This window comes from Bacillus sp. MBGLi79 (genome assembly GCF_002953915.1).
Window position 1 is genome coordinate 1,949,609 of the sequence record NZ_CP026521.1, and the last position, 16,027, is coordinate 1,965,635.

The 16,027-nt window shown below is 43.2% G+C and carries 15 protein-coding genes and 1 pseudogene; all 16 read left to right on the forward strand.

Translation table 11 applies throughout. The annotated features are described in order from the left end of the window. Complete coding sequence (gene rimM / locus C1T29_RS09930; protein WP_014663951.1) at positions 1-525, forward strand: ribosome maturation factor RimM; 525 nt, start codon at positions 1-3, stop codon at positions 523-525. Beyond that, positions 522-1,253: a tRNA (guanosine(37)-N1)-methyltransferase TrmD gene (gene trmD, locus C1T29_RS09935; RefSeq protein ID WP_003232011.1), complete on the forward strand. Its 732-nt coding sequence runs from the start codon at positions 522-524 to the stop codon at positions 1,251-1,253. Before rimM ends, trmD begins: the two co-directional genes overlap by 4 nt. 139 nt (positions 1,254-1,392) lie before the next feature. Next, complete coding sequence (rplS, locus tag C1T29_RS09940) at positions 1,393-1,740, forward strand: 50S ribosomal protein L19 (RefSeq protein WP_003220825.1); 348 nt, start codon at positions 1,393-1,395, stop codon at positions 1,738-1,740. 144 nt (positions 1,741-1,884) lie between these two features. Next, positions 1,885-2,733: a ribosome biogenesis GTPase YlqF gene (gene ylqF / locus C1T29_RS09945; protein ID WP_009967235.1), complete on the forward strand. Its 849-nt coding sequence runs from the start codon at positions 1,885-1,887 to the stop codon at positions 2,731-2,733. 70 nt (positions 2,734-2,803) lie between these two features. Continuing rightward, positions 2,804-3,571: a ribonuclease HII gene (gene rnhB / locus C1T29_RS09950; RefSeq protein WP_103748772.1), complete on the forward strand. Its 768-nt coding sequence runs from the start codon at positions 2,804-2,806 to the stop codon at positions 3,569-3,571. Positions 3,572-3,600: 29 nt separating this feature from the next. Then, positions 3,601-5,328 carry a hypothetical protein gene (locus C1T29_RS09955; RefSeq protein WP_103748771.1) on the forward strand — a complete coding sequence of 576 codons (1,728 nt, stop codon included), beginning with the start codon at positions 3,601-3,603 and terminating at the stop codon, positions 5,326-5,328. After that, a complete protein-coding gene (locus C1T29_RS09960) occupies positions 5,325-5,606 on the forward strand; it encodes a FlhB-like flagellar biosynthesis protein (RefSeq protein ID WP_014663956.1) in 282 nt (93 codons plus the stop codon). Before C1T29_RS09955 ends, C1T29_RS09960 begins: the two co-directional genes overlap by 4 nt. 174 nt (positions 5,607-5,780) lie before the next feature. Next, the gene (gene sucC, locus C1T29_RS09965; protein WP_103748770.1) at positions 5,781-6,938 is read left to right on the forward strand and encodes an ADP-forming succinate--CoA ligase subunit beta; all 1,158 of its coding nucleotides are present in this window, start codon (positions 5,781-5,783) and stop codon (positions 6,936-6,938) included. 28 nt (positions 6,939-6,966) lie between these two features. Further along, positions 6,967-7,869, forward strand: a complete 903-nt coding sequence (gene sucD, locus C1T29_RS09970; protein WP_103748769.1) for a succinate--CoA ligase subunit alpha — start codon at positions 6,967-6,969, stop codon at positions 7,867-7,869. 60 nt (positions 7,870-7,929) lie between these two features. Next, positions 7,930-8,823 (forward strand): DNA-processing protein DprA, encoded by an 894-nt coding sequence (gene dprA, locus C1T29_RS09975; RefSeq protein WP_103748768.1) that lies wholly within the window; start codon positions 7,930-7,932, stop codon positions 8,821-8,823. Between the two features lie 187 nt (positions 8,824-9,010). Continuing rightward, positions 9,011-11,086, forward strand: coding sequence for a type I DNA topoisomerase (gene topA / locus C1T29_RS09980; RefSeq protein ID WP_014663959.1), 2,076 nt, complete (start codon positions 9,011-9,013; stop codon positions 11,084-11,086). A gap of 75 nt (positions 11,087-11,161) precedes the next feature. Continuing rightward, on the forward strand, positions 11,162-12,469 hold the full coding sequence (gene trmFO / locus C1T29_RS09985; RefSeq protein WP_014663960.1) for an FADH(2)-oxidizing methylenetetrahydrofolate--tRNA-(uracil(54)-C(5))-methyltransferase TrmFO: 1,308 nt from the start codon (positions 11,162-11,164) through the stop codon (positions 12,467-12,469). Between the two features lie 67 nt (positions 12,470-12,536). Further along, a complete protein-coding gene (gene xerC, locus C1T29_RS09990) occupies positions 12,537-13,451 on the forward strand; it encodes a tyrosine recombinase XerC (RefSeq protein WP_040083178.1) in 915 nt (304 codons plus the stop codon). 12 nt (positions 13,452-13,463) lie between these two features. Next, on the forward strand, positions 13,464-14,009 hold the full coding sequence (gene clpQ / locus C1T29_RS09995) for an ATP-dependent protease subunit ClpQ (protein ID WP_003238555.1): 546 nt from the start codon (positions 13,464-13,466) through the stop codon (positions 14,007-14,009). Between the two features lie 7 nt (positions 14,010-14,016). After that, a complete protein-coding gene (gene hslU, locus C1T29_RS10000) occupies positions 14,017-15,429 on the forward strand; it encodes an ATP-dependent protease ATPase subunit HslU (protein WP_255220399.1) in 1,413 nt (470 codons plus the stop codon). A 39-nt stretch (positions 15,430-15,468) separates the two neighbouring features. After that, positions 15,469-16,027 (forward strand): annotated as a pseudogene (gene codY, locus C1T29_RS10005) (GTP-sensing pleiotropic transcriptional regulator CodY); the annotation flags it as partial.

Sequence of the window (16,027 nt, forward strand, 5' to 3'; positions counted from 1 at the left end):
ATGACAAAGCGATGGTTTAATGTAGGCAAAATCGTGAATACCCACGGAATCAAAGGCGAAGTGCGTGTGATTTCGAAAACAGATTTTGCCGAAGAACGATACAAGCCGGGAAACACGCTGTATTTGTTTATGGACGGCCGTAACGAACCAGTGGAAGTAACGGTAAACACGCATAGACTGCATAAGCAATTTCATCTGCTGCAGTTTAAAGAAAGACAAAGCCTAAATGAAGTAGAAGAGCTGAAAAACGCAATCATTAAAGTGCCTGAAGAAGATTTAGGAGAGCTGAATGAGGGTGAATTTTATTTTCACGAAATCATTGGGTGTGAAGTATTTACTGAGGAAGGCGAACTCATTGGAAAGGTCAAAGAAATTTTGACGCCTGGAGCTAATGACGTTTGGGTCATCGAACGAAAAGGAAAAAAAGACGCACTCATTCCTTACATTGAATCAGTGGTCAAACATATTGATGTCAGCGAAAAGAAAATTGAGATTGATCTCATGGAAGGGTTAATAGACGAATGAAAATCGACTTTTTGACGCTGTTTCCAGAAATGTTTGAAGGTGTGCTCGGCTCATCGATTCTTCAAAAAGCCCAGGAAAAAGATGCGGTGCAGTTTCAAGTCGTCAATTTCCGGGAGTATTCTGATAACAAGCACAATACTGTTGATGATTATCCTTATGGCGGCGGTGCAGGTATGGTTCTCAAGCCTCAGCCTGTTTTTGACGCGGTCGAGGACCTGACATCAAAGGCAGCAGCTGCTCCGCGTATTATCCTCGTATGCCCGCAAGGTGAGCGTTTTACCCAAAAAAAAGCCGAACAATTAGCAAAGGAAGAGCATTTGCTGTTCATTTGCGGCCACTATGAAGGCTATGATGAACGCATCCGCGAGCATCTGGTAACGGATGAAATATCAATTGGCGACTTTGTACTGACGGGCGGTGAGCTCCCTGCAATGATGATCGCAGACAGCGTGGTCAGACTGCTTCCGGGTGTACTGGGTAAAGAGGCTTCCCATATTGAGGATTCATTCAGCACCGGACTCTTGGAGCACCCGCATTATACAAGACCGGCAGATTACAAAGGTTTAAAAGTGCCTGAAACACTTTTGTCAGGAAACCATGCAAAAATTGAAGAATGGCGGAATAAAGAATCGATCAGAAGGACCTACCTAAGACGTCCGGATCTGTTGAAAGACTACCCGCTTACAGAGCAGCAAAGAAAGTGGATTTCTGAATGGGAAAAAGAATAGATTTTATTGCATAGGCTATGAAATTGTGATAAGATACTACTTGTGGCTTAAGCGGGCTTATCCGCTGCAAGCTTGAAAACGATGTTCCGCTGTGCCGTGTTTTGTGGCCAAGAGCATCTGTTGGAAGGAGTTGAAAACGATGCAAAAACTAATTGAAGATATCACAAAAGAACAACTTCGTACTGATCTTCCTGCGTTCCGTCCTGGTGACACTTTACGTGTACACGTTAAAGTTGTTGAGGGTAACCGTGAGCGTATCCAGATCTTTGAAGGTGTTGTGATTAAGCGTCGTGGTGGTGGAATCAGCGAAACGTTCACAGTTCGTAAGATTTCTTACGGTGTTGGCGTTGAACGTACTTTCCCTGTACACACACCAAAAATCGCGAAAATCGAAGTTGTACGTTACGGTAAAGTACGCCGTGCTAAACTTTACTACCTGCGTGAACTTCGCGGAAAAGCGGCTCGTATTAAAGAGATCAGACGATAATGATAACGAACGAAAAGAGCTTGTTACCTGTAACAAGCTCTTTTTTTATACAGAATTTGAAAATGCCGGACAGGCATCGTAAAATACATAAAGAACAACAATGAATCATGCATACTGAAGAGATAAAGGCGGTGTTCGTGTCACATGACAATTCAATGGTTCCCGGGCCATATGGCAAAGGCAAGAAGGGAAGTAACGGAAAAATTAAAATTAATCGATATCGTATATGAATTAGTAGATGCCAGAATTCCAATGTCATCAAGAAACCCAATGATTGAAGATATTCTAAAAAATAAGCCGCGAATTATGCTGTTAAACAAGGCTGACAAAGCAGATGCGGCAGTTACACAGCAATGGAAAGAGCACTTTGAGAACCAGGGGATCCGCTCTCTGTCCATTAATTCTGTAAATGGACAAGGATTAAATCAAATTGTGCCTGCATCAAAAGAGATCCTCCAAGAAAAATTTGACCGAATGCGGGCGAAAGGTGTGAAGCCGAGAGCGATTCGCGCCTTGATTATCGGTATTCCAAATGTCGGGAAATCGACGCTCATTAACCGCCTTGCAAAGAAAAACATAGCAAAAACGGGAGACAGACCTGGTATTACGACATCTCAACAGTGGGTCAAAGTTGGGAAAGAATTAGAGTTATTAGATACACCGGGGATTTTGTGGCCTAAATTTGAGGATGAGCTTGTCGGCTTGAGACTGGCAGTCACCGGCGCTATTAAAGACTCGATTATCAATTTGCAGGATGTAGCCGTGTTCGGTCTTCGTTTTCTTGAAGAACATTATCCAGAACGGCTTAAAGAGCGCTACGGCCTTGATGAGATCCCGGAGGACATTGCCGAGCTGTTTGATGCAATAGGTGAAAAACGCGGCTGTCTCATGAGCGGTGGGCTTATTAACTACGATAAGACGACTGAAGTCATCATTCGCGATATCCGCACTGAAAAGTTCGGCAGGCTGTCATTTGAACAGCCGACGATGTAAAGGCGCGCAGAAATGCGGGTCTTTATTTTTTCTTGGCCGAACCGATACATACAGTAAGGGAGAAGAGAAAGTGAATACATTAACCGTAAAGGACATTAAAGACCGTTTGCAGGAAGTGAAGGATGCACAAGACCCATTTATTGCCCAGTGCGAAAACGACCCGAGAAAAAGCGTTCAAACGCTTGTAGAGCAATGGCTTAAAAAGCAAGCGAAAGAAAAAGCGCTGAAAGAACAATGGGTGAATATGACTTCCTATGAAAGGCTGGCAAGAAACAAAGGATTCCGTTTGATTGCAGGTGTTGACGAGGTCGGACGGGGGCCATTGGCAGGGCCAGTTGTCGCCAGTGCAGTCATCCTGCCAGAGGAATGTGAAATACTTGGGCTGACAGACTCCAAAAAGCTTTCAGAGAAAAAACGTGAGGAATTTTACGAGCTTATTATGAAAGAAGCACTGGCGGTCGGGATAGGAATTGTAGAAGCTGCAGTCATTGACGAAATCAATATATATGAAGCTTCTAAAATGGCAATGGTGAAAGCGATACAGGATTTGTCGGATACACCTGATTATTTGCTTGTTGACGCAATGACACTGCCGCTCGACATGGCTCAGTCGTCAATTATAAAAGGAGATGCCAAAAGTGTGTCTATTGCGGCAGGTGCGTGTATCGCAAAAGTGACGAGAGACCGAATGATGAGCGCTTATGCCGACACGTACCCTATGTACGGGTTTGAAAAAAATAAAGGCTATGGAACAAAAGAACATTTGGAAGCTCTCGCTGCATACGGCCCAACTGAATTGCACCGCAAAACTTTCGCTCCTGTTCAATCTTTCAGATAAATCAATGGACAAGGAGGCACTTTTTTTAAATGAACATACGAAATGATGTGCAAAAGGCGCTGCAGCACCTTTTTGGGCGTACAGCAGTCCCGCAGGAAACATCAAATGTAAACGAAGCGCTAAACGGGGAGAAACGTCTCCTTTTGGGCAAAGTGCTTCGTTTATTAGGAGATCAGCATGCCCTGATCCAAGTCGGCAATCAAACGGTTCAGGGAAAACTAGAAACCCAGCTTCGTCCTCAGGCATACTATTGGTTTTCCTACGAAAAAACGGCAGAACAGACAGGACGTCTTCAGGTCGTTCAAAGCTTTGAGCAAAATCCTAAAACCATTCAGGATGCAGCTGGCAAGCTTTTAAATGCCATTTCAGTGAAGCCGTCAAACGCAGCTCTCATGATGACAGGAGCGATGCTGAAGAGCAAAACACCCGTGACAGAAAATGATATTAAAACAGCTGTCCGCTGGATGGACACGCTGCCGTCGCAAGACGCCAAAAAAGCGATTGAAACGGTTCTTTTCGCTTTAAAGCGCGATCTTCCCATTCACTCCGAGGTTTTGAATGGTGTTCATGCTGTGAAATCGCCTGTTCCATTGCATCAGCATATATCCCAGCTGGTTCAGGCAATCGAACAAAACCCTCAGCAGAGCCAAATGATGTCAAAGCTAAAGGAGGCAGTTACGGCGCTTTTAAATAGTGAAATTGATGTTCATGCAGAACGGCTGATCGATAAGCTTATTTCTTTAACGGAGACTGCGAAAACACCCTCTTCCGCCAATACAGCTGGAAACAGGGAACTTAGCACACCAGCAGGCTCCCCCGAAAAGGCCAGACTGCCGGTTGCAAATCATCTAGCAGAACAGAGAAACATACAAGGAGAGCCTGTTAAAGCAGCCTCAGACATTCCAATCAAAGAAGCCCGCCAGCTGCTGGCAAAGCTGACGGAATCTGCTGAAAAAAACAGTCTCCAAATAGTGAAAGAAGCAGCAAATTGGATTAAAGCGGCTGGTTCAACGGGTGATAGTAAGTCACTTGCAGCTTCAGCTCATTTACAGGCGGCACAAATCACAGACCAGGAAGCCGAAGTTTTTTTAAAGGCTGTTCAGCAGACAGCACCTCATTTAGCGGATAAGGCAGATGTTCTTTCCTTCTTATCCAAAGTGAAAACGGCAATTGGCGCAAGGGACGAGCTTGCGTTCATTAAAGCGTTTGAACAAGGAAGCGCAGACACATCTGACGAAATGCAGTCCATCAAGCTGGCTCTTCATGCTATAAGAGCATCGCATGAGGTAGCCGAACCAATCAAGCAAGAAGCCGATCAGCTTTTTCATAAATTAAATGGCCAGCTTTTCATGCAGCAGGACCATCCGTCATACAGCCAAATTGTACTGTCATTTCCGATGTTTTCGAAGTCAGGAATTCAGGACATGACCGTTCTGTTTAAAGGAAAGAAAGAAGCGGATGGCAAGCTTGATCCTTCCCATTGCCGCCTTTTGTTTTTGCTGCAGCTTGATACATTAAAAGAAACCGTCGTTGATTGCTTGATACAGCAAAAAGTCATGACCATTACAATAGAGACTGATTTCGAGCTGCAGGCTGCGATAGATCCGATGGTTCCCGCGCTTAAACAGGGGTTAAAAGAAATGGGATACAGCCTTTCAGGGGTAAACGCGAAAAAAAGGGTTCACACCGAAGAAAAGGCTTCAATCGATCAATATATAACAAGTATCAGTGATCAAGAAGTGGATGTGAAAATATGAAAGAGCAGACACCGATCAGAAAAGCTGTGGCTCTTCATTATGACGAACAAAAAGACAAGGCGCCGAGAGTGCTTGCCACAGGAAAGGGCCATGTAGCCGACAACATTATTAAAGAAGCGAAAAAGGCAGGGGTCCCGATTCAAGAAGATCGGACCCTTGTCGAATTAATGCGCCATTTGACGGTAGATGATCAAATCCCTGAGGCTCTTTATGAAACGGTAGCCGAGATTTTTTCATTCATTTACAGATTGGACGAAAGCGTAAAAAATAAAAAATAGCTAAAATATTCCCCATCCTCTGTTTGAAAATTTATGTTTTTAATAAAGTAAAAGTTTGAATGTTTAGAAGGATTAAAAGATTTTGCACCGAAGTGTAGACAATTCTTCCAGTATTATTATAGAATGAAAGCGCAGTCTATTTTAGTTTTGTTACATAAGTTAGGAGGATGGGAAATGAATATCCATGAGTACCAGGGAAAAGAAGTCCTCAGAAAATATGGGGTATCTGTTCCTGAAGGTAAAGTGGCTTTTACAGCAGAAGAAGCAGTTGAGAGTGCAAAGAGCTTATCCAGCTCGGTTTATGTCGTAAAGGCTCAAATTCATGCTGGCGGTCGAGGCAAAGCTGGTGGGGTAAAAATAGCAAAATCATTAGACGAAGTAAAAGCGTATGCCGAAGAACTATTAGGGAAGACCCTAGTTACACATCAGACGGGTCCGGACGGCCAAGTAATAAAACGCTTACTTATTGAAGAAGGCTGCGATATTAAAAAAGAATATTACGTGGGTCTTGTGCTTGACCGCGCTACTTCCAGAATCGTTCTGATGGCTTCTGAAGAAGGCGGAACGGAAATTGAAGAAGTTGCGGAGAAAACACCGGAAAAAATCAAAAAAGCTGTCATTGATCCGGCTGTCGGCCTTCAAGGCTATCAAGCCAGAGAAATTGCATTCGCTATTAATATTCCAAAAGAGCTTGTGGGAAAAGCTGCTAAATTTATGTTTGGACTATATAAAGCGTTTGTTGAAAAAGACTGCTCAATCGCCGAAATCAACCCGCTTGTTGTTACCGGGGACGGAAATGTGATGGCGCTTGATGCAAAATTGAATTTTGACAGCAATGCGTTGTACAGACAAAAGGACATTATGGAATACAGAGATTTGGATGAAGAAGATCCGAAAGAAATCGAAGCGTCCAAATATGACCTAAGCTACATTTCCCTTGATGGAAATATCGGCTGTATGGTAAACGGCGCGGGACTTGCAATGTCCACAATGGATATTATCAAGCATTACGGTGGAGAACCGGCCAACTTCCTTGATGTGGGCGGCGGTGCAACCGCGGAAAAAGTCACGGAAGCATTTAAAATCATTCTTTCTGATCAAAACGTTAAAGGAATTTTTGTCAACATTTTCGGCGGCATTATGAAATGTGATGTCATCGCAGAAGGGGTTGTTGAAGCGACTAGACAAGTTGGTTTGACATTGCCGCTTGTCGTCCGTCTTGAAGGCACAAACGTGGATCTAGGGAAGAAAATCCTTAGTGAATCAGGATTAAACATTACATCTGCGGAATCAATGGCTGACGGCGCGCAGAAAATCGTATCCTTAGTTTAAGAAAGAATGAAAGGCAGGGGACCATATAATGAGTGTTTTTATTAATAAAGATACAAGAGTTATTGTACAAGGGATTACAGGTTCTACCGCTTTATTTCATACGAAGCAGATGCTCGAATACGGCACAAATATCGTAGGTGGTGTAACACCTGGAAAAGGCGGAACTGAAGCGGAAGGTGTTCCTGTATTTAATACAGTGGCTGAAGCAGTTCAAACGACCGGCGCTAACGCGTCTGTTATATATGTGCCTGCACCGTTTGCAGCTGATGCGATTATGGAAGCGGTAGATGCGGAGCTTGATCTCGTGATTTGTATCACAGAACACATTCCGGTTTTGGATATGGTGAAGGTCAGACGTTTCATGGAAGGCAAGAAAACGAGACTGATAGGGCCGAACTGCCCTGGTGTCATTACGCCTGAAGAATGTAAAATCGGCATTATGCCCGGATACATCCATAAAAAGGGTCATGTAGGCGTTGTATCACGTTCAGGAACATTAACATACGAAGCGGTGCACCAGCTCTCAGAAGCGGGCGTAGGACAGTCTACAGCTGTTGGAATCGGCGGCGACCCTGTAAATGGAACAAACTTTATTGACGTTTTAAAAGCGTTTAACGAAGATCCTGACACACACGCTGTCATCATGATTGGCGAAATCGGCGGTACTGCCGAAGAGGAAGCGGCAGAGTGGGTAAAAGCCAACATGACAAAACCGGTAGTCGGTTTTATCGGCGGTAAGACAGCACCTCCTGGGAAGCGCATGGGGCATGCAGGCGCCATTATTTCCGGCGGAAAAGGGACAGCTGATGAAAAAATCAAAACCCTTAATGCATGCGGAATTGAAGTTGCAGAGACACCTTCTGTTATGGGTGAAACCTTAATTAAGGTGCTGAAAGAGAAGAACCTGTTCGAAACTTGTAAAACGCATTAATAAAAAAGGGACAGCCGTTAAGGCTGTTCCTGCTTTTTCTGTCAAAAGGAGGTCAATCTATTGGATCAGGCCGCTGCCTGCTTAACGACTTGCAGAATCAATCAATTATTATCCCCATCCCTTCTATTAAAATGGTGGAAAGCCGATCCGTCTATGTCGCTGACATCATCGGTGTTACAAACGGTTACTCGTGATAAAATGAAAGCAGCTGCATTAAAAAAGAAAATAGAAGAATTTTACCCAAAGCTCCAACGCGTACTTGCTGCTTATCGTGAGCAAGGCATTGACACCATTCCTATCTCTTCAAAGCAATATCCTTTCTGGCTTAAAACCATTTATGATCCCCCCGCCGTTCTGTTTGCAAAGGGTGATATGACTCTTCTTTCGAAAGGAAGAAAAATTGGAATTGTAGGGACAAGAAATCCAACAGCTTACGGGAAACAAGTTGTCAATCATCTTACAGAAGAGCTATGTCGTAAAGATTGGGTGATTGTCAGCGGACTGGCGTCTGGGATAGACGGAATGTCCCATGCTGCAAGTATTAAGGCGAAGGGGCGGACAATTGGCGTCATTGCAGGCGGATTTCAACACATTTATCCCCGGGAAAACCTTCAATTAGCAGATCACATGGCTAAACACCATATCCTTCTGTCAGAGCACCCACCTGAAACTAAACCCCAAAAATGGCATTTCCCTATGAGAAACCGTATCATCAGCGGACTGAGTGAAGGCGTTATTGTCGTACAGGGCAAGGAAAAAAGCGGTTCGCTGATAACTGCCTATCAAGCATTGGAGCAAGGTAGAGAAGTGTTTGCCGTACCCGGTTCATTATTTGACCCTTACGCCGGAGGTCCTATAAAACTGATCCAGCAGGGGGCTAAAGCCATAAGGTCAGCAGAGGATATTTTCGAGGAGCTTCCCGAGAGAAACGTTCAATATACGGAACCCTTTTGAATTATCGTTTGACAAACGGCATTGTAATATTTAATAATAGTGAGGATTTAAAGTTGCATATTGTTTTCTATTTAATGAATGATGTTCATGATAAAGAATGAAATGTTGAAAGCCAAATAAAGACAGCTGCAAAAATAAAATTGAAATATCTTGAAAAGAGAGAGAACACCTCTTGAGGGGGATGAAAATGTCTGATTATCTAGTCATCGTGGAATCGCCCGCTAAGGCGAAAACGATTGAACGTTACTTAGGTAAAAAATATAAAGTAAAAGCATCAATGGGACATGTCCGGGATCTTCCAAAAAGTCAAATGGGAGTTGACATAGAACAGAATTTCGAACCGAAATATATTACCATTCGAGGTAAAGGTCCGGTATTAAAAGAACTGAAAACGGCTGCCAAAAAAGCCAAAAAAGTGTATCTCGCGGCCGACCCCGACAGAGAAGGGGAAGCGATTGCATGGCACTTGGCACACAGCCTTGATTTAGATCTTAATTCAGACTGCCGTGTAGTGTTTAACGAAATTACAAAAGACGCTATTAAGGAATCGTTTAAGCATCCACGCATGATTAATATGGATTTAGTGGATGCACAGCAAGCGAGACGTATTTTAGACAGGCTTGTCGGATATAAAATCAGTCCGATCTTATGGAAAAAAGTCAAAAAAGGGCTTAGCGCAGGACGCGTGCAATCCGTTGCCCTCCGTTTGATTATTGACCGTGAGAAAGAGATTAACGACTTTAAGCCTGAGGAATATTGGACAATTGACGGTACGTTCTTAAAAGGCCAGGAAACCTTTGAAGCAAGCTTTTTCGGGAAAAACGGCAAAAAACTTCCTTTAAATAGTGAAGCTGATGTAAAAGAGATTCTTTCTCAGCTCAAAGGGAATAAATATACAGTCGAAAAAGTAACCAAAAAAGAACGCAAACGTAATCCTGCATTGCCTTTTACCACCTCAACCCTGCAGCAGGAAGCGGCTCGCAAGCTCAATTTCAGAGCGAAGAAAACGATGATGATTGCACAGCAATTATATGAAGGAATTGATCTAGGAAGAGAAGGAACTGTTGGTCTGATTACGTATATGAGAACGGATTCAACCCGTATTTCAAATACGGCTGTTGATGAAGCTGCTGCTTTTATCGATCAGACATATGGAAAAGAGTTCCTAGGCGGAAAACGGAAGCCTGCGAAAAAGAATGAAAATGCTCAGGATGCCCACGAAGCAATTCGGCCGACATCAGTTCTCAGAAAACCAAGTGAATTAAAAGCAGTTCTCGGCAGAGACCAAATGAGACTGTATAAATTAATTTGGGAGCGTTTTGTTGCCAGCCAAATGGCGCCGGCTGTTCTAGATACAATGAGTGTCGACCTGACAAACAATGGTTTGACATTTCGTGCAAATGGAAGTAAAGTCAAGTTTTCCGGGTTTATGAAGGTGTATGTTGAAGGAAAAGACGACCAAATGGAAGAAAAAGACCGGATGCTGCCTGACTTAAAAGAAGGCGATACGGTATTATCAAAAGATATAGAACCGGAGCAGCATTTTACCCAGCCGCCTCCGAGGTATACTGAGGCACGGCTTGTGAAAACGCTTGAAGAACTCGGCATAGGCCGTCCATCCACATATGCTCCGACGCTTGATACTATTCAACGGCGCGGCTACGTGGGTTTGGATAATAAACGCTTTGTTCCGACTGAATTAGGTCAGATCGTTCTTGACCTGATCATGGAGTTTTTCCCGGAGATCATTAACGTTGAGTTTACAGCTAAAATGGAGAGAGATCTTGATCATGTTGAAGAAGGAAATACCGAATGGGTCAAGATTATTGATAATTTCTACACCGATTTTGAAAAACGCGTCAAAAAAGCCGAATCAGAAATGAAGGAAGTTGAAATCGAACCAGAATATGCTGGAGAGGATTGTGAATTGTGCAGTTCTCCGATGGTATATAAAATGGGACGGTACGGTAAATTCTTAGCTTGCTCCAACTTCCCTGACTGCCGGAACACGAAACCGATTGTGAAACAAATCGGCGTGAAGTGTCCGAGCTGCGGAGAAGGAAACATTGTTGAGCGAAAATCGAAAAAGAAACGGGTGTTTTACGGCTGTGACCGTTATCCGGACTGTGAATTCGTATCCTGGGACAAACCAATTGAACGAAAATGCCCGAAATGCGGAAAAATGCTCGTCGAGAAAAAACTCAAAAAAGGCATACAAGTCCAATGCGTGGAATGCGATTATAAGGAAGAACCACAGAAGTAGCGGTGAGCAGGGTCTTGCTCACCTTCTTTGTGTGTTAAAAGAAGGCCTTGAATAATAAACTAGGAGATGTGAAAGATGAACCAACAAACAGTGAATGTAATCGGAGCCGGACTCGCAGGAAGTGAAGCAGCATGGCAGCTTGCCAAACGCGGGATTCAAGTTAAATTGTATGAAATGCGGCCTGTGAAACAAACGCCTGCGCACCATACTGATAAATTTGCCGAGCTAGTCTGCAGCAACTCTCTTCGCTCTAATACTCTCGCTAACGCTGTCGGTGTATTAAAGGAAGAGATGCGTGCGCTTGATTCAGCCATCATCGCGGCTGCTGACGAATGTTCGGTCCCTGCCGGAGGGGCTCTTGCAGTAGACCGTCATGAATTTGCCGCAAGTGTGACAAATCGGGTGAAAAATCATCCAAACGTAACCGTTATTAATGAAGAAGTGACTGAGATTCCTGAAGGTCCTACCATTATCGCAACGGGACCGTTAACATCTGAATCGCTGTCTGCCCAGCTGAAGGAGCTGACTGGAGAGGACTATTTATATTTTTATGACGCAGCGGCGCCAATTGTAGAAAAAGACAGCCTTGATATGGATAAAGTGTACTTGAAATCCCGCTATGATAAAGGTGAAGCAGCATATTTGAACTGCCCGATGACAGAAGAAGAATTTGACCGTTTCCATGAAGCTTTAACATCAGCAGAAACAGTCCCGTTAAAAGAATTTGAAAAAGAGATTTTCTTTGAAGGCTGCATGCCGATTGAAGTCATGGCAAAACGCGGTAAGAAAACAATGCTTTTCGGTCCGATGAAACCGGTTGGTCTAGAGCATCCTGTTACAGGAAAACGTCCTTATGCCGTCGTTCAGCTCAGACAGGATGATGCTGCGGGCACACTTTATAATATTGTAGGATTCCAGACACATTTAAAATGGGGAGATCAAAAGGAAGTCCTCAAATTGATTCCAGGGCTTGAAAATGTAGAAATCGTCAGATATGGCGTGATGCACAGAAATACATTTATTAACTCTCCTAGCTTGTTAAAGCCGACTTATCAATTTCAAAACCGCAGTGACCTGTTCTTTGCAGGCCAAATGACGGGAGTAGAAGGATATGTGGAATCAGCCGCCTCAGGACTGGTAGCAGGCATTAATGCGGCGAAGCTTGTATTGGGAGAAGAGCTTGTTATTTTCCCGCAGGAAACGGCAATTGGCAGTATGGCTCATTATATTACAACAACAAACCAGAAGAACTTCCAGCCGATGAATGCAAACTTTGGGCTTTTAAAAGAACTGCCTGTTAAAATTAAAAATAAAAAAGAACGAAATGAACAATATGCGAATCGTGCAATTGAAACAATTCAAACAATTTCGAAAACAATATAGGTATTGATTGCAACCTGAACGCGATTTGTGATACCATTTAAAAGCCCTTCCTGGGGAGGTATTAGGCATGGAGAATGTTAAGAATTTCGTAAAGTTATTCGTTGAATATTTACAAATTGAAAAAAATTATTCACAATATACTATTGTGAATTATGTGGATTCAATTGAAGAATTCGAGACTTTCCTGCGCGTTCAAGGTATAAATGGATTTGAAGAAGCTGCATATCAAGATACTAGGATTTTTTTGACAGAAGCCTATGAAAAAGGTTTATCGAGAAGAACAATAAGCAAAAAGATATCTGCATTAAGAAGCTTTTATAAGTTTCTGATGCGGGAAAAGCTTGTTGAAGAAAATCCGTTTCAGCTTGTTCATCTGCCGAAACAAGAGAAACGGATACCGAAGTTTCTATATCAAAAAGAGCTTGAGGAGCTATTTGAAGTTTCAGATATAAGCCAGCCGGCCGGAATGAGGGATCAAGCGCTGTTAGAGCTGCTCTATGCCACCGGAATGAGGGTCAGTGAATGCTGTTCCATAACTGTTAATGATGTTGATTTATTTATGGACACTGTGCTTGTTCACGGTAAAGGCAAGAAGCAGCGTTATATCCCCTTTGGGTCTTATGCCCGCGAAGCGTTGAAGGTATACATGAATAGCGGAAGACAGTGCTTGCTGATGAAGGCAAAAGAACCTCATGATCTATTATTCGTAAATCAAAGAGGCGGACCGCTTACAGCCCGTGGCGTCAGACATATTTTAAGCGGGCTTGTTCAAAAAGCGTCCGGCACTTTACATATCCATCCGCATATGCTTCGACATACGTTCGCCACCCATCTGTTAAATGAAGGAGCGGATTTGAGAAGCGTTCAAGAACTGCTCGGGCATTCCAATCTGTCTTCGACACAGATATACACGCACGTTTCGAAGGAAATGTTGAGAAACACATATATGTCCCACCACCCAAGAGCATTTAAGAAAAATTAAAGGAGGCCCTTTATGTCATCTTTTCATGCGACCACAATATTTGCCGTACAGCATAAAGGACGAAGCGCTATGTCTGGAGACGGCCAAGTAACGTTTGGTCAGGCTGTTGTCATGAAACACACGGCACGAAAAGTGAGAAAACTGTTTAACGGCAAGGTTCTTGCTGGCTTTGCGGGATCTGTTGCAGACGCTTTCACTTTATTCGAAAAGTTTGAAGCCAAGCTTGAAGAATATAACGGCAACTTAAAACGGGCGGCTGTTGAGCTTGCGAAGGAATGGCGCAGCGATAAAGTGCTTAGAAAGCTTGAAGCCATGCTGATTGTGATGAATCAGGATACTTTGCTTCTCGTATCGGGAACAGGCGAGGTGATCGAACCAGATGACGGCATTCTTGCAATTGGATCAGGAGGCAATTACGCTTTGGCAGCCGGAAGAGCCTTGAAAAAGCATGCCGGCGAAAGTATGTCCGCAAGTGAGATTGCAAGAGCCGCGTTAGAAACAGCAGGCGAAATTTGTGTTTACACGAACGATCAAATCATACTGGAAGAGCTTGAATAGAAAGGACTTGAGGCGCATGGAAAAAAAACCGTTAACTCCTAGACAGATTGTAGATCGGTTAGACCAATATATTGTCGGTCAGCAAAACGCGAAAAAAGCTGTCGCCGTGGCATTAAGAAACCGCTATAGAAGAAGTCTTCTGGATGAAAAGCTGAAGGACGAGGTCGTTCCGAAAAACATTTTAATGATGGGGCCTACCGGCGTTGGGAAAACTGAAATTGCCAGACGAATCGCTAAGCTTTCAGGTGCGCCATTTATCAAAATTGAAGCAACTAAATTTACTGAAGTCGGCTATGTAGGCAGAGATGTTGAATCAATGGTCAGAGATCTTGTGGAGACTTCTGTTCGGCTTATAAAAGAAGAGAAAATGAACGAAGTAAAGGAACAGGCAGAAGAAAATGCAAATAAACGCATTGTTCGTCTGTTAGTTCCTGGGAAGAAAAAACAATCAGGCGTTAAAAATCCGTTTGAAATGTTTTTTGGCGGCAGCCAGCCGAATGGTGAAGATGAGGCGGAGAGCCAGGAAGAAGCAAATATTGAAGAAAAAAGAAAACGAATGGCGCATCAGCTGGCTTTAGGAGAGCTCGAAGACTACTATGTAACAGTAGAAGTCGAAGAACAACAGCCTTCTATGTTTGACATGCTGCAGGGCTCGGGTATGGAGCAGATGGGCATGAACATGCAGGATGCGCTGAGCGGATTAATGCCAAAGAAAAAGAAACGGCGCAAAATGACAGTCAGAGAAGCCAGAAAAGTCCTGACGAATGAAGAAGCTAGCAAACTCATCGATATGGATGAAGTCAGCCAGGAAGCTGTTCAGAGAGCAGAAGAGAGCGGGATTATCTTTATCGATGAGATAGATAAAATCGCAAAAAACGGTGGTGCATCTTCTTCTGCCGATGTTTCAAGAGAAGGCGTTCAGCGGGATATCCTGCCGATTGTTGAGGGTTCTACCGTTGTCACAAAATATGGTTCTGTAAAAACAGATCATGTATTATTTATTGCAGCAGGAGCGTTTCATATGGCCAAACCATCTGATTTGATTCCTGAACTGCAGGGGCGTTTCCCGATTCGTGTAGAACTGAACAAACTCACGGTGGATGACTTCGTGAGAATTTTGGTTGAGCCGGATAATGCGCTCTTGAAACAATATCAAGCATTATTGCAGACTGAAGGTATATCTCTTGAATTTTCTGACGAAGCTATTCATAAGATTGCTGAAGTTGCTTATCATGTGAACCAGGACACAGATAATATCGGTGCGAGACGTCTTCATACAATACTTGAACGCCTATTAGAAGATTTGTCGTTCGAAGCTCCTGATGTAACGATGGAGAAAATAACGATTACACCACAGTATGTCGAAGAAAAACTCGGAACGATAGCCAAAAACAAAGATTTAAGTCAATTTATATTGTGAAAAATTTAATATGAGGAATGTTTAGGAGGATTATTTATCATGGCTTTATTACAAAAAACAAGAATTATTAACTCCATGCTGCAAGCTGCGGCAGGGAAACCGGTAAACTTCAAGGAAATGGCGGAGACGCTGCGGGATGTCATTGATTCCAATATTTTCGTTGTAAGCCGCAGAGGGAAACTCCTTGGGTATTCTATTAACCAGCAAATTGAAAATGATCGTATGAAAAAAATGCTTGAGGATCGTCAATTCCCTGAAGAATATACGAAAAATCTGTTTAATGTCCCTGAAACATCTTCTAACTTGGATATTAATAGTGAATACACTGCTTTCCCTGTTGAGAACAGAGACTTATTCCAAGCTGGTTTAACGACAATTGTGCCGATCATCGGAGGAGGGGAAAGATTAGGAACACTCATTCTTTCACGTTTACAGGATCAATTCAATGATGATGACTTAATTCTAGCTGAATACGGCGCAACAGTTGTCGGAATGGAAATCCTCAGAGAAAAAGCAGAAGAAATTGAAGAGGATATAAAAAATGGGATCTACACTGAGAAGGAAAAGCTGCCTTCTGAATTTGAGCTTTCCAAAAAGC

Coding starts and splice junctions, on each gene's coding strand:
- ylqF (WP_009967235.1), top strand. CDS start 1,885: ATGACAATTCAATGGTTCCCGGGCCATATGGCAAAGGCAAGAAGGGAA.
- xerC (WP_040083178.1), top strand. CDS start 12,537: ATGGAGAATGTTAAGAATTTCGTAAAGTTATTCGTTGAATATTTACAA.
- rimM (WP_014663951.1), top strand. CDS start 1: ATGACAAAGCGATGGTTTAATGTAGGCAAAATCGTGAATACCCACGGA.
- C1T29_RS09955 (WP_103748771.1), top strand. CDS start 3,601: ATGAACATACGAAATGATGTGCAAAAGGCGCTGCAGCACCTTTTTGGG.
- trmFO (WP_014663960.1), top strand. CDS start 11,162: ATGAACCAACAAACAGTGAATGTAATCGGAGCCGGACTCGCAGGAAGT.
- topA (WP_014663959.1), top strand. CDS start 9,011: ATGTCTGATTATCTAGTCATCGTGGAATCGCCCGCTAAGGCGAAAACG.
- sucD (WP_103748769.1), top strand. CDS start 6,967: ATGAGTGTTTTTATTAATAAAGATACAAGAGTTATTGTACAAGGGATT.
- trmD (WP_003232011.1), top strand. CDS start 522: ATGAAAATCGACTTTTTGACGCTGTTTCCAGAAATGTTTGAAGGTGTG.
- rplS (WP_003220825.1), top strand. CDS start 1,393: ATGCAAAAACTAATTGAAGATATCACAAAAGAACAACTTCGTACTGAT.
- sucC (WP_103748770.1), top strand. CDS start 5,781: ATGAATATCCATGAGTACCAGGGAAAAGAAGTCCTCAGAAAATATGGG.
- C1T29_RS09960 (WP_014663956.1), top strand. CDS start 5,325: ATGAAAGAGCAGACACCGATCAGAAAAGCTGTGGCTCTTCATTATGAC.
- clpQ (WP_003238555.1), top strand. CDS start 13,464: ATGTCATCTTTTCATGCGACCACAATATTTGCCGTACAGCATAAAGGA.